This window comes from Micromonospora sp. NPDC047740 (assembly GCF_043204735.1).
GTDB lineage: Bacteria > Actinomycetota > Actinomycetes > Mycobacteriales > Micromonosporaceae > Micromonospora.
On record NZ_JBIDCT010000001.1, the window covers coordinates 491,706 to 513,675 of the forward strand.

The window sequence follows — 21,970 nt, forward strand, 5'->3', positions numbered from 1 at the left end:
GCCTGGCATACCCACCAGCGCGCGGGTCTCGCACCCGGTGCCGCCCGAATCCGGCGGGCCTCCGGTGATCGCGCCCGACAACGGGCCGGGTCACCCGATCCGGCCGCCCGCCGAGTCGATCGCGCGGCGCGTGCTGATCGTCTCCGCCGACATCGGCGGCGGGCACGACGCCACCGGCCGGGCGCTCGAGGAACGCGTCCACGCGCTCTGGCCGGGCAGCCGGGTGGGCTGGGTGGACACCCTCGACGCGATGGGTCCGGGGGTCGGCCCGACCTTTCGTCGCACCTACCTCACCAATGTCGGGGCGACGCCCTGGTTGTACGAGTTCTTCTGGTCCTCGCTGTGGCGGCACCGGTGGTTCGCCGACGCCTCGAAGTGGTTCACCGGCTCCTGGGCCGGGCGGCGGCTCGCCCCGGTCATCGAGGCGTTCGACCCGGACGTGATCCTCTCCACCTACCCGCTGGGCAGTGCCGGGCTGGCCTGGCTACGCCAGCACCGCGGTCTCGGCGTACCGGTCGGGGCCTGGGTGTCCGATTTCGCCCCGCACCCGTTCTGGGTGTATTCCCAGCTGGATCTGGGGATGGTGGTGCACCCGGCGGCGCTGCCGGTGGCGGCGGTCGCCGCCCCGGGCGCGGCGCTCGGGGTCTGCGCGCCCCCGGTGCTCGAGCGGTTCCGGCCGGGTGACCGGGCCGAGGCCGCCCGGCGCTGCGGTCTCGACCCGGACCGGAAGGCGGTGGTGGTCGCCTGCGGCTCCTACAGCCTGGGCTCGGTCGAGGAGGCGATCGCCCCGCTGGTCGGCATCGGCGACGCGGTGCAGGTCGTCGCGGTCTGCGGACGCAACCAGCAGTTGGCCGACCGGCTGGCGCGCCTGGCCACCCCCGACGGGCGGCTGCTGGTGCGCGCCTGGGTCGACGACATGCCCACGCTGCTGCGGGCCGCGCACGTGCTGGTCACCAACGCCGGCGGAGCGACCGCACTCGAGGCGTGGGCCACCGGCACGCCGGTGGTGATGTACCGGCCGATCGCCGCGCATGGCGCGGCCAATGCGGCGTTGATGACCGCCGCGGGGCTGGCCGAGACGGTCCGCGAACCGGCCGCGCTGGTCGCGCTCGTCCGCTCCCGGCTGGTCGGGCCGCACCCACCTCACCCGGTGCAGGCGTCGGCCCACCCGCACCTGCCGGATCTCGGGCTGCCGGCCGTCGCCGGTGCGCGCTCTCCGGTCGAGGCACCGTCACCGGACGGGGCGCGCCCGACCGACCCGGCCCGCTGGGGGTCTCCCGCCGGGCCGGCCGGCGAACAGCCGGCCAGCTGGCCGCTACGCCCGCAGGACGCGTTCTTCCGGTACGTGCAGTCGGCCACGGTGGCGCAACAGATCGGTGTGGTGCTGGAGCTCGGGCCCCGACCCGACGGCACCGCCCTCACCCGCGAGGATCTGGCCGCGCTGCTGGCGCGGCGGCTACCCGCGATCACCACCCTGCGTCGCCGGCTGGTCAGCCGGGGGCAGGCGCGCCGGCCCGGCTGGGTGGTTGACCGGTACGTCGACCCCGCCGCCCACCTGACCGAGGTGCGGCTCGCGCCGGGCGACGACGGCAGCGCCGCGGTGGACCGGTTCTGGTCCCAGCCGCTGGCCCTGGACCGGCCACCGTGGCAGATTCTGCTGCTCGGCGGGCTCCCCGACGGGCGTACCCGGGTCGCGGTCAAACTGCACCACTGCCTCGGCGACGGTCTGTCGGCGATCGGCGTCCTGCAACGGCTGCTCGACCCGGCCACCACTCGGCCGGCGAAGCCGGCAGGGCAGGCGCCCGCCCGGCCAGGGCGGGACACCGTGGGGCTGGGCGGCCGGGTCCGGGACGCCGCCCGCCAGGTCGCGCTCACCGCACGCGGGCTGGCCCGCCTGGCCGCCCAGGGGCCGGCGCCGGCCACCGTGCTCAATCGTCCGCTCGGCTCACCGCGCCGGGTCCTGGTCACCGCCACGCTGCCCGCCGCCGAGGTGTTCCGCGCGGCCCGTGCCTGCGGGGCGCACGCCAGCGAACTCATGCTGGCGTTGACCGCCGGGGCGCTGGGTCGGGTCCATCCCGCGCCGGCACCGCCCCGATTGCGGGCCATGTTCGCGGTCTCCCGCGACCCCCGGCGGCGGGCGCCGACGCAGGGAAACTGGACCGGTGCGGTCAACCTCGACCTCCCGGTGCGGCGCATCCCGCCCCGGTTCCGGGTCGCCCTGGTCCGGCAGTCGCTGCGGACCGCGCTGCGGAGCGGGGAACCCGAAGCGGCCGGCCTGGTCATGCGGGCGATGGGCAACCTGCCCGCGCCGGTGCACGCCGCCCTGGCGCGACGGTTCTACAGCAGCCGGCACCTCAACGTGATCGTCTCCTACGTCCCGGCGCCGTTGCGTCCGCAGGCGCTGGCCGGCGCGCCGCTCAGGACGGCCACCCCGGTGGTCGCGCTCGCCGCGGGGGTGCCCGTCGGGGTCGGCGTGCTGCGCTGCGGCGACACCTTCGAGGTCGGTGCGCTGCTGGACGGGTCGCTGGCCGACGTCGGCCCCGCCTTCGTCGCCGCCCTGCACGCCGAACTGGCCCACCTGCTCGCCGAGGCCGACCGCGCGCCGGTCGCCGACGACCGGCCGGCCGAGGCGCCCGCGGCGTCCGGCCCGCCCCGGCGGGGTTCGGCGCCGCCGGAGCTGCCGCGGTGCGGCTGACCGGCGCGGTGGTGCTGGTCACCGGTGCCTCGTCGGGCATCGGCGCCGCCCTCGTCCGGCGGCTGGCCGGGGCCGGAAGTCAGGTCGTCGCCGCCGGCCGGGACGCCGACCGGCTGGCCCGGCTCGCCGCTGAGACCGGCGCCACCACACTGCTGGCCGACCTGACCCGGCCCGGCGCCGGCCGGGAGTTGGCCGAGCGGGCGCTGGCCCACCACGCCCGGGTGGACGTGCTGGTCAACAACGCCGGCACCGGCTGGGCCGGCCCGTTCGCCGGGATGGCCGACGCGCGCGCCGAGGAGCTGCTCGCGGTGAACCTGCGCGCCCCGATCGAGCTGACCCGGGCGCTGCTGCCCGGCATGTGCCACCACGGCGGCCATCTGGTCTTCGTCGGCTCGATCGCTGGGCGGCTCGGGGTGGGCGGGGAAGCCGTCTACGCGGCCAGCAAGGCCGGGCTGGACGCCTTCGCCGAGAGCCTGCGCCTGGAGCTGGCCGGGCGCGGCGTGACCGTCAGCACGATCGTGCCCGGGGTGGTGGACACCCCGTTCTTCGTCCGTCGGGGCCAGCCGTACCACCGTCGCCGTCCCCGCCCGCTGCCACCGGAGCGGGTGGCCGACGCGTTGGCCGCCGCGATCGTCCGGAACCGGGCCGAGGTGTACGTCCCGGGCTGGTTGCGCCTGCCGGTGGCGGTACGCGGGCTGCTGCCCGCGGTGTACCGCCGGCTGGCCAGCCGGTTCGGGTGAACCGGGGCCGGCGCCGGGCCTCAGCGGCCGCGTACCGCGCGCAGCGACTGCCGCAGCGAGGACATCGTGGCCAGCACGGCGGTCGGTTCGTGGCCGCAGTGCGCCATGCAGTTCGCGCAGCGGTCGTCGCGTCCCCGGCCGTAGCTGTCCCAGTCGGTGGAGTCGAGCAGCTCGCGGTAGCTGGCGGCGTACCCGTCGGCCATCAGGTAACAGGGTCGCTGCCAGCCGAGCAGCGAGTACGACGGGATGGCCCACGCGGTGCAGGGGAAGTCCACCCGGCCTTCGAGGAAGTCCAGGAACAGCGGCGAGTGGTTGAGCCGCCAGCGGGCCCGCCGGCCCCCGGCGAAGGCCTTGCGGAACAGCTCCCTGGTCTCCGTGACGCCCAGGAAGTGGTCCTGGTCCGGCGCCTTCTCGTAGGCGTACGCGGGCGAGAGCATCATCTCGTCCACCCGCAGGTCGTCGTTGAGGTAGTCGAGCACCTCGATCACGGTCTGCGGGGTGTCGGTGTTGAAGAACGTGGTGTTGGTGGTGACCCGGAAGCCGCGCTGCTGGGCGTCCCGCACGGCCGCCACGGCGGCGTCGAAGACCCCGTCCTTGCACACCGACGCGTCGTGCCGCTCGCGCAGCCCGTCGATGTGCACGGTGAAGGCGAAGTACGGCGACGGCCGGAACTTGTCGATCTTCTTGGGCAGCAGGACCGCGTTGGTGCAGAGGAAGACGTACTTCTTCCGGCGCACCAGTTCGGCGACCAGGGTGTCGATCTCGGGGTGCATCAGGGGCTCGCCGCCGGCGATGGAGATCATCGGTGCGCCGCACTCCTCCACGGCGGCCAGTGCCTGGTCCACCGGCATCCGGCGCTTCAGCAGGTGCGCCGGCTGTTGGATCTTGCCGCACCCGGCGCACTTGAGATTGCAGGCGAACAACGGCTCCAGTTCCAGCAACAGCGGGAACCGCTGCCGTCGGCGCAGTTTCTGTTCGACCAGGTACCTGGCGATCCGCAGGCTCTGGCGCATCGGCATGCTCACGGCTGACGTACCTCCTTGGGAAGGGTGAAGCTGACGTCCTCGACGGCTGCGGTGTGCTCGCTCACCTCCCTGGCACCGAGCGCGGTGAGTGCCGCGACGAGTTCGTCGACCAGGCCGGGCGGCGCCGACGCGCCGGCGGTCACCCCGACCGTCGTGGCGCCGGCCAGCCAGCGCGGGTCCACGCCGCCCACGTCGTCGACCAGGTGGGCCCGCGCGCCGGCCCGCTCGGCCACCTCGACCAGCCGGCGGGAGTTGGAGGAGTTGGTCGACCCGACCACCAGCACGACGTCGGCCCGTTCGGCGACGGCCGTGATCGCCCGCTGCCGGTTGGTGGTGGCGTAGCAGATGTCGTCGGAGCCGGGGCCGGTCAGCGCCGGGAATCGCCGGCGCAGCGCGTCGACGACGCCCGCCGCCTCGTCCACCGCCAGCGTGGTCTGCACCAGGTAGGACAGCCGGGACGGGTCGGTCACCTGCACCGTCTCGGCGGCGGCCGCGTCGGGCACCAGCCGGATCCGCTCGGGGGCCTCGCCGAGGGTGCCCTCGGTCTCCTCGTGGCCGGCGTGCCCGATCAGCAGCACCGTGTCGCCCCGGCCGGCGAACCGGCGCGCCTCGGCGTGCACCTTCGTCACCAGGGGGCAGGTGGCGTCGATGACCGGCAGTTGCCGGTCGGCGGCCTCCTGGCGTACCGCGGGCGACACCCCGTGCGCGGAGAAGATAGTGAGCGCGCCGTCGGGGACCTCGTCGAGTTCGTCCACGAAGACCGCGCCGCGGGAGCGCAGGTCGGCCACGACCCGGGCGTTGTGCACGATCTGCTTGCGGACGTAGACGGGCGGGCCGTGCCGGCGCAGCGCCTGCTCCACCACCGCGATCGCCCGTTCCACCCCGGCGCAGAACGAGCGGGGCGAGGCCAGCAGGACCTGCTGGACGCTGCCGGCGGCCGCCGCCCACTCGGCCAGCGCCGCCGCCACCGCGGGCAGCACCCGCAGCGCGGTGCGGATCCGGCGGAGCGTGGCCGGTCGGTACAGCGGTCCGGTCGCGGTGTCGGCGACCACCCGGACGCAGGCGGTCGGACGGTCGGCGCAGCCGGCCAGCAGCCACGCCGACTCCAGATCGGCGACCAGCGCTCCGGTCGCGGCCAGCCGGGCCCGGGTCGCGCCGTCGACCAGCCGGGTCGTGGTCACCACCGGTCCGAGGTGTACCCGCAGCCCACGGCGACGCAGTGCGGCGGCGAGCAGGGCGGCGGACGGCATCGGCACGACCTCCGGTCCCGGCTGCCCGGCCCACGGGTCGGTGCGTACCTCGGTGGCCACCACGACGTCGCCCGGGGCCAGCCCGGGAGCCAGCCCGCCGCCGATCCCGGCGACCGCCACCGGGGTCGTCCCGGTCGGCCGGCCGGCGGCGACCGACCGGGCGCGCCGGGATCCTGCGCCGGTACGCCGCAGCGCCGGCCGCCGGCCCGGATCGAGACCGGTCAGCCCCCGCCGCAGCGCCGCCGCCTCCGGCCGCATCGGCGCGCACAGGGTCCACGCCGCAACGGCGGGCGCTGCTGACTCGGTCACGGCACCACCTCGGCGGTCAGGCCGCCCCGCGCGTTCAGGATCCGGCCGAGCGCGCTGATCGGGAAGACCAGCCGGTACATGCCGTAGTTGATGTAGAAGTCGCCGGGGAAGCCGGTCCCGGTGTAGTGCGGCTCGTCCCAGCCGCCGTCCGGCCGCTGGGTGTCGACCAGCCAGCGCACCCCGCGTTGGGCCGGCTCACCGGCGCCATGGCCGGCGGCGTGCAGCGCGAGCAGCGCCCAGGCGGTCTGCGACGCGGTGGACTCGCCCCGCCCGATCCAGGACGGGTCCCGGTAGGAGCGCATGTCCTCGCCCCATCCGCCGTCCGGGTTCTGGTGCGCGTGCAGCCAGTCGACGGCCGCCCGGATCGCCGGGTGGCCGGGCTTGACCCCGGCGGCGACCAGGGCGGGCACCACCGCCCCGGTGCCGTAGACGTGGTTGGCGCCCCAGCGGCCGAACCAGGAACCGTCCGGCTCCTGGGCCCGCAGCAGCCAGTGCACGCCGCGGCGGACCGGCGCGGTGCCGGCGAAGTTCTCCGCCGCCAGCGCCTCGACAATGTGCGCGGTCACGTCCGCGCTGGGCGGGTCGGTGACCTCGCCGAAGTCGCAGAACGGCAGGTCGCCGACGATCGCCCGGGTGTTGTCGGCGTCGAAGGCGCCCCAGCCGCCGTCGCGGCACTGCATGCCGAGCAGCCAGCGGGTGCCCCGCAGCACGGCGGCCTCCGCCGGTACGCCGGTCCGCCGCAACGCCATGATCACTTCGGCGGTGTCGTCGGTGTCGGCGTACCCGTCGTTCTCGAACTCGAAGGCCCAGCCGCCCACCGGGGTCTTCGGCCGGCGGACGGCCCAGTCACCGCGCACCCGGATCTCCTCCTTGAGCAGCCAGTTCCCGGCGCGTTCCAGGGCGGCATGCCCGGCCGGCAGCCCGGCGTCCGACAGCGCGGTGACCGCGAGCGCGGTGTCCCACACCGGCGACTGGCACGCCTCCAGCCACCGGACCGGGCCGTCCTCGGTCTGCTCACGCACCGTGAACCGCTCCAGCCCGTCCAGCCCGGCGCGGAGCACCGGGTGGTCCAGCGGGTAGCCGAGCAGGTGCAGCGCCATCAGCGAGTAGACCCACGGTGGCTGGATCCCGCCCCAGGAACCGTCGGCCTCCTGGCGGGCCACGATCCACTCGGCGGCCCGGCGCAGCGCGTGCCGGCGCACCGGTCCCCGGGCGATCCGCTCGTAGCCGCTGGCGACCCGGTCCAGCCGGTGCAGCACCCCGGCCCGCGACCGCAGCCGCGGCGGCCGCGGCGCCGCCGTCGGGATGCGCAGTTCGTCGACGCCGAAGCCGAGCTCCCGCACCGGGCGCAGCGCCCGGACGATGGACAGCGGAACGATGGTCTGCCGGGCCCAGCACGCGAAGTCGTAGACGTTGAACGGCATCCAGTGCGGCAGCAGCACCAGCTCGGGCGGGACCGCCGGCAGCTGTGACCAGGGCCAGTGGCCGAACAGGGCCAGCCAGAACCGGGTGAACACCCGGCTCGCCGCCAGCCCGCCGTGCGCGCGGACGAACCGGGCGGCGGCGGCGAGCTGCGGGGCGTCCGGCGTGTCGCCGGCCAGCCGCAGGGCCAGGTACGCCTCGATGGTGGTGGAGAGGTCGCCCGGCCCGCCGTGGAAGGTCGCCCACGAGCCGTCCGGGCGTTGCTGGGAGCGGATCCACCGCGCCGACTCGGCGGTTTGCTCGGCGGTCCGGATGCCGAGGAACTGCCGCAACAGCAGGTCCTCGGCGTCCATGGTGACGTTCGTGGCCAGGTTTCCCTTCCACCAGCCCGCGTCGTCCTGCAGCCCGAGCAGGTGGTCCCGGGCCCGGCGTAGCGCCGCCCAGGCCGGGTCGGTCGCGGTCCCACCGGCCTTGGTCGCCGGGCTGGTGGTGGGCTTCGGCTTCGAAGACAGCAGCTCAGTCATCAGTGGTCCCGTCCGGTGGTGAAGGTGGCGATATCGGCGAACTCATCACGTACGTCGTCGGGCAGGTCGAGCGCGTCCAGTTCCGCCCGCGCCCGCTCGGCCTCCTCCCACGCCCGCTGCGCGGTCCAGTCCCGGGCGCCGGTCGCCTCGATCAGCGCGCTCGCCCGGGTCACGTCCTCGTCGGTCAGTGGCTGCGGCGACCGGTACCGCTCGGCGAGCGCCCGGCCGGCCGCCTGACCGCTGGTCACCGCCCGTACGACCGGGATGCTCCGCTTGCGGGCCCGCAGGTCCGAACCGACCGGCTTGCCGGTCCGTCGCGGGTCCCCCCAGATGCCCAGCAGGTCGTCGACGAGCTGGAAGGCCAGTCCGAGGTGGCGGCCGAACCGGGACAGCCCGTCGACCAGGCCCGGCGGGCCGCCGCAGAGGATCGCGCCGAGGGCGCACGAGCCGGCGAGCAGCGCGGCGGTCTTCTGCTCCGCCATCCGCAGGCACTCGTCGAGGGTGACGTCGTCGCGCCGCTCGAAGTCCAGATCGGCTGCCTGCCCGGCGACCAGCGCGCGGATGTCCACGGCGAGCCGGCGGGCGGCCGGGCAGCCCCCGGGCGTCTCGACGAGCGCCTCGTACGCCAACCCGACCAGGGCGTCTCCGGCCAGGATGGCCGGGCCGACACCGAACACGGTCCACGCGGTCGGCCGGTGGCGGCGCTCGGTGTCGCCGTCCATCACGTCGTCGTGCAGCAGGGAGAAGTTGTGCGCCAGTTCCACCGCGGCGGCGGCCGGCACCCCGGCGTTCGGCTCGGCGCCGGTGGCCCGGGCCGACAGCAGCGCCAGCGCGGGGCGCAGTCCCTTGCCCTGTGAGGCGGCGGGTGACCCGTCGGCGTCCCAGTAGCCGAGCTGGTAGCCCCCGACCAGACGGTTGCCCGGGTCCAACCGGTCCAGCAGGGCACGGATCGCCGGCTCGACGTAGGTCTGGATCTGGTCCGTGCTGCGGCTGCGTGCGACGGTCATGATGCGGCCTCCGAGTGATGTCGGGGCCGGGACAGGAGTTGGCGGGCGACGATGTCGGCGGCGTCCTCGCCGCTGCGCACCGCGCCCTCCATCGTGTCCGGCCAGCCGGTGTCGGTCCATGCGCCGGCCAGTACCAGCCCCGGTAGGCGGGTGGCCGGAACCGGCCGGTACGCCCGCGTGCCGGGCGCCTGCCGGAAGGTGGCTTTCGGCTCCCGGGTCACGAACGCGTCGCGTACCGGGGTGTGCCGCGCGGCCGGGAACAGGTCGGCGAGAGCCTGCCGTTGTGCCGTCACCAGCTCCGCCGCCGGCCGCTCGAGTTCCGCGTCGGCGGCCGACAGCGACACCACCAGATGCTGCTCGCCGGCCATGCCCGGCACTGACCGATCGAAGATCCACTGTGCCGGGGATTCCACGGCGGCGGCCATGCCGAGGTCGGTGATCCGGGCGGCGTAGCGCAGGTGCACGTTGACGATCGGCGCCGCGCCCAGCCGTTGCCACTGCCCGGCGGCGGGCGCGGCGGCGGGCGGCACCAGCGACGCGGCGGCCTGGTGCGGCACGGCCAGCACCACGCCGTCGGCGTCCAGCTCGCTGTCGCCCACACCGATCCGGAATCCGGTCGGCTCCGGTCGGATCCACCGCACCTTCGCCCGGGTGTGGACCTTGGCACCGAGCCGGTCCAGCAGCCGACGGGCGGGCACGCCGTGCAGGTCGGTCAGCGGGACCAGGGGCCGGCCGATGTCACCGGCGTCCGCGGCCTCCAGCAGCCCGGTGCGGAACACCCGCGCCGCCAGCGCCAGCGACGCGTGGGTGCTGGGCAGGTTCAGCGCCGCCACGGTGATCAGGTCCCAGAGTCGCCGGACCGCCCGGCGGCTCTGGCCGTGCGCGGCGAGCCAGTCGCCGAAACTGCGCCCGTCGGTGGCGGGCAGGTCCGGGTCGACGTGCCGCAGCGCGGCGCAGGCCCGGACGGCGGCGACCCGCTCGGCCGGGCTGAGCAGCCGGTAGCCGGCCAGGGCCGGCAGCAGGTGCGCCGGGGCCGGCAGCCGGCGGCGGGCCAGCACGTGCGGCCGCTGACCCGGCAGCAGCACCGGCACCGTGAACCGCGGCTGCAGGTCGGTGCCGCCGGCCGTGCCGAGCCGGTCCAGCAGCCGCCGGTAGGTGTGGTAACAGCGCAGGAAGACGTGCTGGCCGGTGTCCACGCTGAGGCCGTCGCGGCGGAAGGAGTACGTCGCGCCACCCAGCTCCGGCCGGGTCTCCAGCAGCGTCACGGACAGGCCGAGATCGGCGAGCCGGACCGCCGCGGCGATCCCGGCCAACCCGCCGCCGATCACGCACACCGTGCCGGATCCGCCTCCCGGCTGCGCGGCCGGCCCGGTCATGCGGAACGGCCGACGAGAGCGCGCGCCGCGACCCAGGCCTTCTCCCGGCCCGGCAACGACACGCGACTGCGGGTGACCGCCAGCGGATCGGCCGCGATCCGGGTGAGCAGGCGGCGGTAGATGCCGGCCATCGCGGCCGTGCAGGCCGCGCTGCGCCGGTCCAGCAGCGGCAGCAGCCGCAGGCCGACGTCGTACCAGCGTGCGGCGCGCGCGGCCTCGAAGCGCACCAGCTCCACCAGCCGCTCGGGTGGATCGGCGAAACCGGCCCCGTCCAGGCGGAGGGTGCAGCCGAACCGGTCCAGGTCCTCGGCCGGCAGGTAGACGCGGCCGCCGACCCGGTCCTCGACCAGGTCGCGCAGGATGTTGGTCAGCTGCAGGGCCACGCCCAGCGCGTCGGCCAGTGGCGCGGCCCGGCCCGGCTGGGTGGCCCCGAACACGCCGAGGGAGAGCCGGCCGATCGACCCGGCCACGCAGCGGCAGTACCAGAGCAGGTCGTCGAAGCTGTCGTACCGCCGGCCGGTCACGTCGGCGGCGCACCCGTCGATGAGCTCGTCGAAGGCGGCCAGCGGGATCGGCATCCGCGCCGCGGCGTCGCCGAGGGCGGCGAGCACCGGGTCGGCGCCGCTGTCGCCGGGCAGCCGGTGCAGGGCCGCCCGGGTCCGGGCCAGCGCGTCCAACTTCTCGTCGGGAGGCAGCGTGCCGTCGCCGATGTCGTCGATGCGGCGGGCGGCCGCGTAGATGGCCGACAGCGCCCGCCGTTTCGGCGCCGGCAGCAGCCGGATACCGTACGCGAAGTTGGCCGCCTGGCTACGGGTGATCTGCTCGCAGTGCCGGTAGGCGGCCTCGGTCCGGGTGGTGGTCGTGGTCATCCGGCACTCCGGACGGTGGCGGCCAGCCAACTGCCGAGAATGTGCCGGCGGCGGGGCCGGGCGGTGACCGCCAGCGGGTCGTGGTCGGCGGCGGCCAGCGCGTCGAGCGTCGCCCGGCCGCCGGCCAGGTAGCCGCCGACCGCGAGCCGGCCCCACCCGTGCAGGGCCGACACCAGCGGGGCGCCCGCGTCGAGCCAGGCACGGGCCCGCGCCGCCTCGAACCCGATCAGCTCCCGCAGCTGGCGACTCGCGGTGCTGCGGGCGAGGTCCGCCTCGGTGACCTCGAACCGTTCCATGTCGGCCGCCGGCAGGTAGACCCGGCCGCGGCGGTGGTCCTCGGCCACGTCCTGCAGGTGCTCGACGAGTTGCAGGGCGGTGCAGATCCGATCGGACAACGCGACGGTCGCCGGATCGGCCTGCCCGAAGACGTGCAGGACGAGTTCGCCGACCGGGTTGGCGGACAGGGTGCAGTAGCCGACGAGCTGCTCGAAGGTGGCGTAGCGGGTGACGTGCTGGTCGACCCGGTTCGCCTCGATCAGCCGGACGAGCGCGTCCAGGGGCAGCCGGCACTCGGCCACGGTGGGCGCGAGGGCGCGCAGCACCGGGTTCGGCACGTCGGCGCCCGCGTGGAGGGCGCGCAGTTCGGCCTCGACGTCGTCCAGGGTGGCGAGCCGGTCGAGCCCGTCGGCCAGCGGTTCGTCGCCCAGGTCGTCGACGTGGCGGGCGTAGCCGTACACCGCGAGGAGGTGCCGGCGGTACCGCGCGGGTAGCACCCGGAGGGCGACCGGGAAGTTCTCCTGCGCCCGGGCCTGCTCCACCCGACGTATGTCAGGGGCGATGGCTGGTGGACTCATCCCTGGTTCTCTCCTTTCTCTGGGCACGGGCGGCGGCGGCTCAACCGGCGAGCGGGGTCAGCCGGCTGCGGACGCTCGCCCACACCCGCCGCGACGCGTCCCGGCTCCCGGTGCCGACCCACGACAACCGGCGCAGCACGTCCGCGCAGATGCCGTGGGCGTCCAGGCCGTACTCGGCGAGCAGGTCGGGCCGGTCGCCGTGCGGTACGAACGTCGTCGGCAGGCCGAGGGCACAGACCGGCGTGGCGACGGCGGCGTCGGCGAGGCTCTGGGCGACGGCGGCGCCCACGCCACCGTCGCGGACCCCGTCCTCGACGGTGACGACGAGGGCGTGGTCGGCGGCCAGCACGGCGAGCTCCGGGTTGACCGGGCGCACCCACCGGGGGTCCACCACGGTGCACTCGACGCCGCCCGCCGCCAGCAGTTCCGCCGCCCGCAGGGTCGGCCCGGCCATCGCCCCGACCGCCACCAGGAGCACCTGCGCAGCCGCCGCCCGACGCAGGACGTCGATCCCGGCGATCCGTTCCACCGCAGGGATGTCGCTGTCGACGCGGGCCTTGGGAAACCGCAGCACCGTGGGTCCCCGCCGCTCGTCGACCGCCTCCCGCAGTTCCTCGCGGAGCGATGCCGCGTCGCGCGGGGCGGCCACCCGCAGGCCGGGCACCGTGCCGAGCATGGCCAGGTCCCACATGCCGTGATGGCTCGGCCCGTCCGGGCCGGTGATCCCGGCCCGGTCGAGCACCAGGGTGACCGGCAGCCGGTGCAGCGCCACGTCGAGCAGGACCTGGTCGAACGCCCGGTTCAGGAAGGTGGCGTAGACCGCCACCACCGGGTGTTTGCCGCCGAACGCGAGCCCGGCCGCCGAGGTGACGGCGTGCTGTTCGGCGATGCCCACATCGACGGTCCGCTCGGGGTAGCGCGCCGCGAAGTCGGCGAGTCCGGTCGGGCCCAGCATCGCCGCGGAGACCGCCACGAGGTCCGGGCGGTGTCCGCCGATGGCGACGAGTTCCTCGGCGAAGACGTCCGTCCAGGTCCGGCCGGGGGACCCGACCGGCTGCCCGGTGCCCGGGTCGACCACGCCCACCGTGTGCAGCCGGTCGGCGTCGTCGGCCTCGGCCGGCGGGTGGCCGTGACCCTTCTGGGTGACACAGTGCACCACGACCGACTGGTCCGACGCCCGGGCCTGCTGCAGCGCCGCTTCGAGCTGGCCCACGTCGTGCCCGTCGACGGGGCCGAGGTAGCGCAGGCCCAGCGCCTGGAAGAAGTCCGAACCCGTCGCCTCTCCGGACCGCCCGCGCGGTGACCCGGCCGTGGCCCGTAGCGACGCGAGATGCGCGGCCAGGCCGCCCACGGTCGGCGCGTACGAGCGGCCGTTGTCGTTGAGCACGACCACCACCCGGCCGGGGGACCCGGCCAGGCTGTTCAGCGCCTCCCAGGCCAGGCCGCCGGTGAGGGCGCCGTCACCGATCACCGCGACCACGGCGCGGTCGGGGCCGTCGAGGGCGTACGCCCGGCACAGCCCGGTGGCGTAGGACAGGGCGGTGGAGGCGTGCGAGTTCTCCACCAGGTCGTGCGGCGACTCGGCTCGTCGGGGGTAGCCGGACAGGCCGCCCGACCCGCGGAGCTGGGCGAACCCGGCCCGGCGGCCGGTGAGCAGCTTGTGGACGTACGCCTGGTGCCCGGTGTCGAAGATGATCCGGTCATGCGGGGACCGGAACACCCGGTGCAGCGCGATGGTCAGCTCGACCATGCCGAGGTTCGGGCCGAGGTGCCCACCACGCCGGCAGATCGCCTCGACCAGGAACGCCCGGATCTCCCCGGCGAGCAGCCGCAGTTGCTCGTGGGTGAGCCGCCTGACGTCGTCGGGCTGGTTGACGGTGTCGAGCAGGGACATCATCTCTCCGTCCGGCCGGTCGTGCGCGAACCCAGCGGCCACAACCCCGTCCGCGGCGGCGGGCCGGGCGTCGATCGCCCCACGGCAGCGGGGCGACGCACAGCCTGCTGCGGATGCGGTGATCCGGCCGTGGGTGGTGCGGGTAGCGCCGTGGGCGATGGAGTCACCTGGAACATGTGCAAAACGAGCATAACCATGCTGATCACCCCTACCGCTTGAAATCGCTTCTAATGCCTCGCCCAGAGCGCGATGGCGCCGCCCGCCGAGCCTCCGGTCAGCCGTTCGACGCCCGGTCCGACTCCGTCGCGGTGGCCACGTCGATCGGATAGCTACGCCGCGCGGCGATCATGATCAGGCCGTTGGCCGCCAACGGCACCAGCATGATCAGGAAGGCATTGCGCAGGCCGACGCCGCTGGACCGTCCCGTCGCGCCGCCGAGCTGGTCGGCCAGCCAGCCGAAAATGGCCGGGGCGACCGCCTCGGCGGCGAGTCGCAGCACCGTCCGCAGGCTCTCCGCCCGCCCCCACAGCCGACCGGGAACGATGTCCAGCCGGGCGGCGTCCAGGGGCGGGTTGGCCACCGCGAGCGCGCCCGCGCCGAGCGCGATCAACGGCAGCGCCAACGCCACCGACGTGAACCACACTCCGGGTACGAACAGCACCGCGGCGGCGACGAAACCGACGGCCGGCACCACGATGCGGACGCTGGTGTGTCCGCGGCTCAGCGCCCGGTCGGTGAGCCGGCCGGCGAGCACCGTGCCGGCCAGCGCCACCACCCCGATGACCGGCACGAGAGCACCCAGCGCCGTCTGCGGGATGCCGAAATGACGCACGGCGAAGACGACGATGAACGTGCGCATCCCGGCGAAGAAGAAGTAGCCCATCGCCGAGGCCACGATCAGCAACCGGTTCGTGGGGATCGCGAGCAGGTAGACCGCCGCACGGCCCAGCGACCACCCCGCCGGATCAGCGGTCAGCACCCGGTCGCTCGCCGGCGCGACCCCGCGTGCGGCCACCACCGCCTGCGCCCGGCCGGTCGGCTGCTGCCCGGAATCCGGTCCGGGCTCGAACGCGCCCCAGCCGGCGCCACCCCGGGCGGGCTCGGGCAGCAGCCGCCACAGCGCCACCGACAGGACCGCGCTCGCCGCCGCGAGCAGGAAGAACGCGTACCGCCAGGAGTACGCCGCCGCGATCTCGCCACCGGCCAGCAGGCCGGCGCCGGCACCGATGAGCTCGCCGGCGAGGATCCAGCCCAGCACCCCCGCGCGCTCGGCGGGTGGGATGTAGTCGCCGGTCAGCGACACCACCACGGGGCCGGCTGCGGCCAGGGCGGCGCCGAGCAGCAGCCGGGACAGCAGCAGCCACTCGTAGCTGGGCGCGAGGCCGCCGACGGCCATGGCAGCGGCCCACAGCGCGGTGGTGATCACCAGCAGGCGTACCCGGTTGGTCCGGTCGGCGAGCACGCCCAGCGGCACCGAGGCGATGGCGCCGACCCCCGACGACGCCGTGGCCAGCAGGCCGAGCTGGGCGTGGCTGATGCCGAGATCCGCCTCCAACTGGTTCGCGGCCGCGCCGAGGGTGCCGGTGTCCGCACTGTTCAGCGCGAGCGCCCCGCCCAGCAGCAACACGACCCGGGCCCGGCCGGGCCCGCCGAGCAGCCGGGCCGCCTCCCGCGCGACCACCTGCCCCGGCCCGCCGCGCAGGCGCCTGCCGTGGCTGCCCTCAGCCGGTCTCGCCATGATCGCTCGATCCGCCCCCGCCCGGCACCCGGTCGGTGCCCACTCCGACTCTGGCCGACCAGCGGGCCGTCCGCGTCCGCATCACACGAACAGGCGGGGCGTGCCGCCGGCCGCACGCCGGATCTTCCGGCCCAGCGACGGTGCCGTTCGTCCGCGCAGCGGGTGGCGGCTACAGGCCGGCGCAGCCGGTCTCGTCGGGCAGCAGCGGGCGCGGTACCACCTGCCACACCTGACCGGCACTGCGCCAGCGGGTGTCGGCGCCGGCGGTGGCCGCCTCCCGGCGGACGGTGTCCAGGTCAGCGCCTCGCAGCACCAGGCAGGTGGCGCCGGCCGCCGTGCCGCCCAGGGGTTCGCCGGCCAACGCCGGCAGCGGCCAGGGCCGGGCCGGCTCGGCGGGATCGGCGGGCATGGCGACGATCGCCACGGCCGCCGGCTGGTACGGCACCGGCGAGCCGGCGGCATGACCGGCGAGTGCCGCCCGCAGTCGGGCGGCTGCCGGGTTGGCCCGGGGGAGGGTCACGGTGCGCGGCCCGCCGGGCGCGCCGACGACGATCCGGACGACCGGCTCGTCCGGTCCGCCGGCCGCCGCCTGGTCCGACAGCGCGGCCGCGTCACGGAACAATTCGCGTACCTCGTCCGGTGGGATCCGGTCCTCGCGTAGTTGCGGCCAGCCGGCGGAGGGTTGGGCCGGGACGCTGATCAGCCGGCCGTCACCGAACAGCGAGAAGCCCGGGAGCACGGCAGCGGTGCCGCCAGGTGGCAGCATGCCGGGCAGCTCGCTCAGCCGCAGCACCAAGGCCCCGCCACCGGTTGGCGGCTCCGGATCGGTGCCGCCCCGGCCGACGCAGCCGGTGCTTGTCGCCGCTGTGGCGAGCAGCGCTGGCACGGCGAGCAGCGCCAGGGCTCTGCCTCGGTGCATGGCGGCCTCCCGGGTCGCGGTGGTGCCGGTCGGACGCCGCAACGGCGCCGCCGGTTCCGTGCGGCGTTCGGGCCGGACCTTGGCCCGGTACGGACGGTGGTCCAGGGACGCCGTGGTCGGCGCCCCCGGACCGGTTCTCCAGGCAGTCGTCCGGACGGTCAGGACCGGGTGAGGGTGTAATTCCCCGAGCCCGCCTTGTTGATCACGACGACCCCGTACCAGGCGCTGCGGGCGGGGGTGAAGGTGATCGTCTCGGTCGCGCCGGCCCCGCCGCTCGTGGCGGCCGCCACCGCGGCGGACCGAGAGCGGATCCAGGTGCCGGCGTTGGCCGGGTCGCTGTCCAGAACGAACAGCTCCGCGTCCTGGCCGATGTTGGTGGTCGCCACCGAGATGGTGACCGGCACCCCGGCGGTCAGGTAGGTGTCCCGCACCGTGACCACGTTGTTCGTGCCCATGGCGATCGTGCTGCTGCCGGCGTTCAGGACCACGGCGCCCTGGGCGAGTTCGATCCGGTAGCCACCACCGCCGGAGTAGTTGACCACCCGCGGGTAGTAGTCACCCAGCGCACGGCGGTTGGAGTCCACCGCGACGAAGTCGACGTTGGTGCCGCCCTGGGCGCTGCCGGCCAGGTAGGCGCCCTGCCCCCGGTCGTCCCAGAGCTGCAGGTCGAGGTCGCCCGAGTTGGGCTTGAGCGCGACCACCGACCAGTAGGGCGACGAGGTCGAGTAGCCGAAGTTGTGCGGCGGAATCGGCGTCGGGCGGGTCAGCGGGGCGTAGTTGCCCAGCGGGTCCCGGAACTGGTAGTCGATCGTGTTCTGGTAAACCGACGCGAGGGCGCCGGAGTCGGCCACGTTGAACCCGTCGGCGGCGCGCTGGGCCCAGAAGTCCGCGAAGTTGACGGAGTTGTGCCGCCGGGAGGTGGTCCAGATGTTGAGCGGACCCTCCCCGTGCCGGTCCCAGGTCCCCTCGTTGGCGTAGTCGGTGATGTCGATCAGGGCGCCGGCGATCCGGCCCTCGGTCGTGTCACCCTCGCCCCAGCCGTTGCCCCAGCTCGGGTTCTCCAGGTTCAGCGAGGCACCGTTCGGCCAGCGGTAGAAAGGGTCGTTGTAGACCGTGGCCGGGAACCACTCGGCCCAACCCTCGGTCCAGGCGCAGCCCGCGGAGCTGGCGCCCGTGATGCTGTGCGGGCTGCAGTTGGGCGCGGACGGGAAGTTGTCGTTGTACAGGTCGTCCATCACCGCGTGGCCGATCTCGTGCACGACCGTTACCGGCGCGTTCGGGTCGTCGGCGGCCAGGTGGACCTGGTTGTCGCCGGTGCTGTAGTAGGTGCCGTCGGTCGAGTCCGGGGCCCAGTTGATGACCACCTGCCGGCAGCTCGTGTCGTCCTGGTCCCAGCAGAGGTTGTTCGGCTTCGGGATCCACAGCCAGGCGTCGTTCGCGGCGTCGAACGCGTGCAGGCCGCGCTGCAGCGCGCCGTCGCCGGCGGTGAGCGAACCGAGGTTCAGCGTGCTGCCGGTGGGCACGTCGTTGGTCGTGCCGGTCTGGAAGGACAGCGGGTTGCCGCCGCGCTGCACCCGCCACAGCGAGTTCGAGCTGATGAAGCGGAGGTAGATGTCCGCGGTGCCGCTGTCCGGCCAGCCCTCGACCTGCGAGTCGAAGCAGATGTTGTAGTTGCCGTTGGCGTCGGTCACGCCGGTGGCGAGCAGCGAGTCGCCGAAGGTGTCGTCGTCCCAGACCTGCACCTGGAAGTTCATCTGGTTGTGCCAGCTGCCGTTCTGGTCCTGGTAGCTCCAGTTCCCGGCGACCCGGGTGTCGCACGCCGCCAGCGGGCTGATCGAGGACAGGCCCTTGGCCGCGGCCTCCGCCCGCGCCTCGCCGGCCACCCGGTCCACGCCGACGCTGCGCGGCTTCTGCCCCGCCAACCGGGGCGCGCGTGCCGCGGTGGGCACCGGCTTGGTGGCGTTGTCGCCGGCCGGCGTGGCATGGCCGAGCCGAGACAGCCCGGGCTTCTCCCCGATGGTCAGGAAGACGTCGTCCTGACCGGCCTGGACGTCCTTGCCATGCGGCGCGGTGGCCCGCACCTGGATCTGCACCGGGCCCGCCTTGACCGCACGGACCACACCGCTGAACGCGAAGCGGTCACCGGCCCGCAGCGTGCGGGTGGTCCGGGCGACGGAGACCGTTCCGGACCGTTCGGGCAGGATGCTCTTGCGATCCTGGACGCCCAGCTCCGCCGGCGTCTGCACCCACTCCAGCTCGGCGGGAAGGGTCACGCTGATCTCGCTCGGTCCGATCTTGCCCTGACCGCGCACGGTGACCCGCAGGGTCGCCGTCTCGCCCACGGCGGGGGTGCGGTCCAGCTTGGCCTCGACGCCAAGGCAGCTCAGCGTTTCGTCCTTCAGGCTCTTGCTTGCCGACGGACGCAGCCCACACGTCTCGCCTCGCGCCAACTGGTAGGCGGGTGTGGCACGGGCCTTCGCGGCGTCGTTCGGGTCCGCGGCGTACGCGGGACCACTGCCGGCCGCGAGTGCCACCATCGCGCCCGACACGATCACGGCGAGCGCCGCTCGTGCGGGCCTGGTGGCCTTCGTGCTCAACATTCGTCTTCCTCTCCCTGATGCCGGGCCGTTGTCCGGCCCCACGTCGACGGGCCATTGTTTGGCCCCGAGTGAGCATCGATATCTCCGTGCCTTTCGGTAAAGCCTTTGACCGGTTGGTGACACGGTGACGGAAGACAATGGACAGAGCTGGTTTACAAACACGACGCATTCGACCAACCGGCGGCCGGGCTCCGTCCGAACGTCTGACTCGGTGGCGCGTACAAGGGACGTCCGGCGTCGTTTGTCATGTCCGGACAGTGGTGCGTCGACTCATAGCAGGCCGGCCCGACCTCGGCAGCCGCGCGGCCGGCCGTGGCGGTGTCGCTCATCGGACGGCGCTGTTCGCATCGGCGGGAAATGCGTGGTCGCAATTCGAGGGAGCTGCCGCCGAAAGGACTTCCGAACGGAAAGGCGGGCGTGGCGCCCGTCACATTCACGTGGGCTTCCGGAAGGTGTGGGGCAGTCGGGCGAGAAGCAGCACCGCCGTACAGGTTCGGACTATCAAACAGATAGATGGAAATCTAAGCCCATGTGGTCCGTCGGTCAGAGATGCGGCCCGCCCGACCGTTGGGCTGAGCAGCGATTGGTGCCAGCTGGCCACCGGGTGGGGTCGAGCGCGGTTGCTGGCGCGAATTCATGGACAAGAGAGTGCCTCGCAGTAACTGAGCGAACACACTCAGCTACTTTTCAGGTGGCGCTGCTACCTTCCTCGGCCAACGGCATCCATTATGGACGTCGGTGATCTTGTTGCGACACAAGGGTTCGGATGTGAGCACTTCACGTCCGGGTCGTGTCGTCCGCTGCCTGATGAGGGAGACGTAGTGGTGTTCAAGAAGATGCTGGGCGCGTTCGGGGTGGGCGGACCCAGCGTCGACACGGTCCTGTCCAATCCCAACACCCGCCCGGGACTGACGCTGGGCGGGCAGGTGAACCTCGTCGGCGGCAGCCATGACGTGCAGATCGACCAGGTCACCGTCGGGTTGGTCACCCGGGTGGAGATGCAGGGCGCGGGGGAGGAGTACGACGCGTTCGTCGAGTTCCATCGGGTTGGTGTCGCCGGCGGGCTGCTGCTGCGTGAGGGGCAGCACCTGTCGCTGCCGTTCCAGCTGGCGATGCCCTGGGAGACGCCGGTGACCAGCCTGTACGGGCAGCAGCTGCACGGCATGACCATGGGCCTGCGCACCGAGGTGGCCATCCGCGGCGCGGTGGACAAGGGCGACCTCGACCCGGTGTACGTACACCCGCTGCCGGTCCAGGAGCGCATCCTCGAGGCATTCGGTCGGCTCGGGTTCCAGTTCAAGGGCGCCGACCTGGAACGCGGCCACATCTATGGCCTGCACCAGAGCCTGCCCTTCTACCAGGAGATCGAGTACTTCCCGGCCCCGCAGTACGCGCAGGGCGTCAACGAGGTCGAGCTGACCTTCGTCACCAACGAACACGACGTCGACGTCGTGCTGGAGTTCGACAAGCGCGGTGGCCTGTTCAGCGGCGGACACGACTCCTACGGCCGCTACCAGGTCGCCCACGCCGACGCCGACCGCGTCGACTGGACTGCCCAGGTCGACGGGTGGGTCCGCCAGGCCCAGGACCAGTACCGCAGCCTGCACGCCGGCCACGGATACGGCCAGCCCGCGCACGGGTACGGCATGCCCGGCGGCTACCCGCCGCCCCCGCCGCCGCCCGGCTACGGGCAGCCCACCTACGGCGCGCCCGGCTACGGCCACCCCGGCGGCCACTACAAGGAGGAGTACCACCATGAGCGGCACGGCTCCGGCATGGGCGGCATGGTCGCGGGCGTGGTCGGCGGCGCGGCGCTCGGCTTCGCTGGCGGCATGATCGCCGACGAGGTCTTCGACTCGTTCGGCGACGACGAGGAAGGCGGCGACGAGGGCTGACCCCGGTGGTGCCCCGAACCGGTCGCCGGGTCGGGGCACCCGTCGGCGTCCTCCGACGGCCCGCCGGTGAGGCCACTTGACTGCCCCGGCGATGATCGAGGGCAGCGACAATCCGTCGGAAGGCAGGGCACTCGTGGAAGTCACCGGCATCCTCTCCGCGATCGTCATCGGTCTGATCATCGGCGCGCTGGGTCGGCTGGTCGTACCCGGCCGGCAGAGCATCCCGATCTGGCTCACGGTGCTCATCGGCGTGGTCGCCGCGGTCCTCGGCACCTTCGTTGCCACGGTGTTCGGCGTGGCGGAGACCCGGGGCATAGACTGGATCGAGTTGGCCCTGCAGGTCGTCTTCGCGGCGATCGGCGTCTCGATCGCGTCCAACGCCTACGGCCGCCGCCGCTAAATCACCCCACCCCGACGCGCGCTTACGGGTCTTCCACGGGACCGGCGACGGGCGCGCTGCTGATCTCTGGTAGCCCGTCGGTCGCCCACCTAGTCGCCGACGAATCGGAGCCGTAGCTTGGGATCGGCGAAACATTGTTCGGCGAGCCCTCGAACGGCGTCGAGGACCTGGCGCTCGCCGAGGTCCGTGACGATCGCGGCGAGAACGTCCAACTCGCCAAGGAACTGGGCCATCTCGGCGGGCGTGAGTTCTAGTGACCCGTAGGGGTCGATCCGGTCCAGCATCGGTGTCCGGCCAGCGTGTTGGACGTGCTGAAGAAGAGCGGCGAACTGGAAACCCGGGTCGCCGACCACGGCCACTTCGCGTTCCCGTCGGCGGCGTGGGCTCGTGCCCATCTGCTCGACCCTGACCAGTTCGACGTCCACGCCCATCGTGGCGAGCTTAGCAACGCCG

At 74.0% G+C, this 21,970-nt stretch carries 16 protein-coding genes; 4 read left to right on the forward strand and 12 right to left on the reverse strand.

The features are described 5' to 3' along the window. Positions 1-64: 64 nt before the first annotated feature. Together ACGF4F_RS02170 and ACGF4F_RS02175 are read left to right on the forward strand one after the other, a co-directional pair. Positions 65-2,695, forward strand: a complete 2,631-nt coding sequence (locus ACGF4F_RS02170) for a wax ester/triacylglycerol synthase domain-containing protein (RefSeq protein WP_357435453.1) — start codon at positions 65-67, stop codon at positions 2,693-2,695. After that, positions 2,686-3,435 carry an SDR family NAD(P)-dependent oxidoreductase gene (locus ACGF4F_RS02175; protein ID WP_357435451.1) on the forward strand — a complete coding sequence of 250 codons (750 nt, stop codon included), beginning with the start codon at positions 2,686-2,688 and terminating at the stop codon, positions 3,433-3,435. The genes ACGF4F_RS02170 and ACGF4F_RS02175 overlap by 10 nt, the downstream gene beginning before the upstream one ends. Positions 3,436-3,455: 20 nt before the next feature. Here the strand turns inward: ACGF4F_RS02175 and hpnH are convergent, their stop codons facing one another. The 11 genes from hpnH to ACGF4F_RS02230 all read right to left on the reverse strand — a co-directional run bounded on the left by hpnH (position 3,456) and on the right by ACGF4F_RS02230 (position 19,222). Continuing rightward, entirely contained in the window at positions 3,456-4,454 is a 999-nt protein-coding gene (hpnH, locus tag ACGF4F_RS02180; protein WP_357435968.1) for an adenosyl-hopene transferase HpnH, read from the reverse strand. Positions 4,455-4,456: 2 nt separating this feature from the next. After that, positions 4,457-6,019: a 4-hydroxy-3-methylbut-2-enyl diphosphate reductase gene (ispH, locus tag ACGF4F_RS02185; protein WP_393074001.1), complete on the reverse strand. Its 1,563-nt coding sequence runs from the start codon at positions 6,017-6,019 to the stop codon at positions 4,457-4,459. Further along, positions 6,016-7,965, reverse strand: a complete 1,950-nt coding sequence (gene shc, locus ACGF4F_RS02190) for a squalene--hopene cyclase (protein WP_357435448.1) — start codon at positions 7,963-7,965, stop codon at positions 6,016-6,018. The genes ispH and shc overlap by 4 nt, the downstream gene beginning before the upstream one ends. Beyond that, a complete protein-coding gene (locus tag ACGF4F_RS02195) occupies positions 7,965-8,972 on the reverse strand; it encodes a polyprenyl synthetase family protein (RefSeq protein ID WP_357435446.1) in 1,008 nt (335 codons plus the stop codon). The genes shc and ACGF4F_RS02195 overlap by 1 nt, the downstream gene beginning before the upstream one ends. Next, positions 8,969-10,348, reverse strand: a complete 1,380-nt coding sequence (hpnE, locus tag ACGF4F_RS02200) for a hydroxysqualene dehydroxylase HpnE (protein WP_357435444.1) — start codon at positions 10,346-10,348, stop codon at positions 8,969-8,971. The genes ACGF4F_RS02195 and hpnE overlap by 4 nt, the downstream gene beginning before the upstream one ends. Then, positions 10,345-11,217, reverse strand: a complete 873-nt coding sequence (hpnD, locus tag ACGF4F_RS02205) for a presqualene diphosphate synthase HpnD (RefSeq protein WP_357435442.1) — start codon at positions 11,215-11,217, stop codon at positions 10,345-10,347. Before hpnD ends, hpnE begins: the two co-directional genes overlap by 4 nt. Next, positions 11,214-12,071, reverse strand: coding sequence for a squalene synthase HpnC (hpnC, locus tag ACGF4F_RS02210; RefSeq protein WP_357435440.1), 858 nt, complete (start codon positions 12,069-12,071; stop codon positions 11,214-11,216). Before hpnC ends, hpnD begins: the two co-directional genes overlap by 4 nt. A gap of 40 nt (positions 12,072-12,111) precedes the next feature. Continuing rightward, positions 12,112-13,965, reverse strand: coding sequence for a 1-deoxy-D-xylulose-5-phosphate synthase (locus ACGF4F_RS02215; RefSeq protein ID WP_357435439.1), 1,854 nt, complete (start codon positions 13,963-13,965; stop codon positions 12,112-12,114). Between the two features lie 274 nt (positions 13,966-14,239). Then, positions 14,240-15,703 carry an MFS transporter gene (locus tag ACGF4F_RS02220; RefSeq protein ID WP_357435437.1) on the reverse strand — a complete coding sequence of 488 codons (1,464 nt, stop codon included), beginning with the start codon at positions 15,701-15,703 and terminating at the stop codon, positions 14,240-14,242. Positions 15,704-15,872: 169 nt separating this feature from the next. Further along, entirely contained in the window at positions 15,873-16,622 is a 750-nt protein-coding gene (locus ACGF4F_RS02225; RefSeq protein WP_357435435.1) for a hypothetical protein, read from the reverse strand. 158 nt (positions 16,623-16,780) lie between these two features. Continuing rightward, entirely contained in the window at positions 16,781-19,222 is a 2,442-nt protein-coding gene (locus tag ACGF4F_RS02230; protein WP_393074010.1) for a hypothetical protein, read from the reverse strand. Positions 19,223-20,043: 821 nt separating this feature from the next. Here ACGF4F_RS02230 and ACGF4F_RS02235 point away from each other — a divergent pair. After that, positions 20,044-21,117, forward strand: coding sequence for a sporulation protein (locus tag ACGF4F_RS02235; protein WP_393074013.1), 1,074 nt, complete (start codon positions 20,044-20,046; stop codon positions 21,115-21,117). A gap of 133 nt (positions 21,118-21,250) precedes the next feature. Further along, positions 21,251-21,517 carry a GlsB/YeaQ/YmgE family stress response membrane protein gene (locus ACGF4F_RS02240; protein WP_357435966.1) on the forward strand — a complete coding sequence of 89 codons (267 nt, stop codon included), beginning with the start codon at positions 21,251-21,253 and terminating at the stop codon, positions 21,515-21,517. Positions 21,518-21,606: 89 nt separating this feature from the next. Here ACGF4F_RS02240 and ACGF4F_RS02245 read toward each other — a convergent pair whose 3' ends face one another. After that, positions 21,607-21,948, reverse strand: coding sequence for a hypothetical protein (locus tag ACGF4F_RS02245; protein ID WP_357435431.1), 342 nt, complete (start codon positions 21,946-21,948; stop codon positions 21,607-21,609). Between the last annotated feature and the right edge of the window lie 22 nt (positions 21,949-21,970).

Coding starts and splice junctions, on each gene's coding strand:
- hpnH (WP_357435968.1), bottom strand. CDS start 4,454: ATGCCGATGCGCCAGAGCCTGCGGATCGCCAGGTACCTGGTCGAACAG.
- shc (WP_357435448.1), bottom strand. CDS start 7,965: ATGACTGAGCTGCTGTCTTCGAAGCCGAAGCCCACCACCAGCCCGGCG.
- ACGF4F_RS02195 (WP_357435446.1), bottom strand. CDS start 8,972: ATGACCGTCGCACGCAGCCGCAGCACGGACCAGATCCAGACCTACGTC.
- hpnE (WP_357435444.1), bottom strand. CDS start 10,348: ATGACCGGGCCGGCCGCGCAGCCGGGAGGCGGATCCGGCACGGTGTGC.
- hpnD (WP_357435442.1), bottom strand. CDS start 11,217: ATGACCACGACCACCACCCGGACCGAGGCCGCCTACCGGCACTGCGAG.
- hpnC (WP_357435440.1), bottom strand. CDS start 12,071: ATGAGTCCACCAGCCATCGCCCCTGACATACGTCGGGTGGAGCAGGCC.
- ACGF4F_RS02215 (WP_357435439.1), bottom strand. CDS start 13,965: ATGTCCCTGCTCGACACCGTCAACCAGCCCGACGACGTCAGGCGGCTC.
- ACGF4F_RS02220 (WP_357435437.1), bottom strand. CDS start 15,703: ATGGCGAGACCGGCTGAGGGCAGCCACGGCAGGCGCCTGCGCGGCGGG.
- ACGF4F_RS02225 (WP_357435435.1), bottom strand. CDS start 16,622: ATGCACCGAGGCAGAGCCCTGGCGCTGCTCGCCGTGCCAGCGCTGCTC.
- ACGF4F_RS02230 (WP_393074010.1), bottom strand. CDS start 19,222: ATGTTGAGCACGAAGGCCACCAGGCCCGCACGAGCGGCGCTCGCCGTG.
- ACGF4F_RS02245 (WP_357435431.1), bottom strand. CDS start 21,948: ATGGGCGTGGACGTCGAACTGGTCAGGGTCGAGCAGATGGGCACGAGC.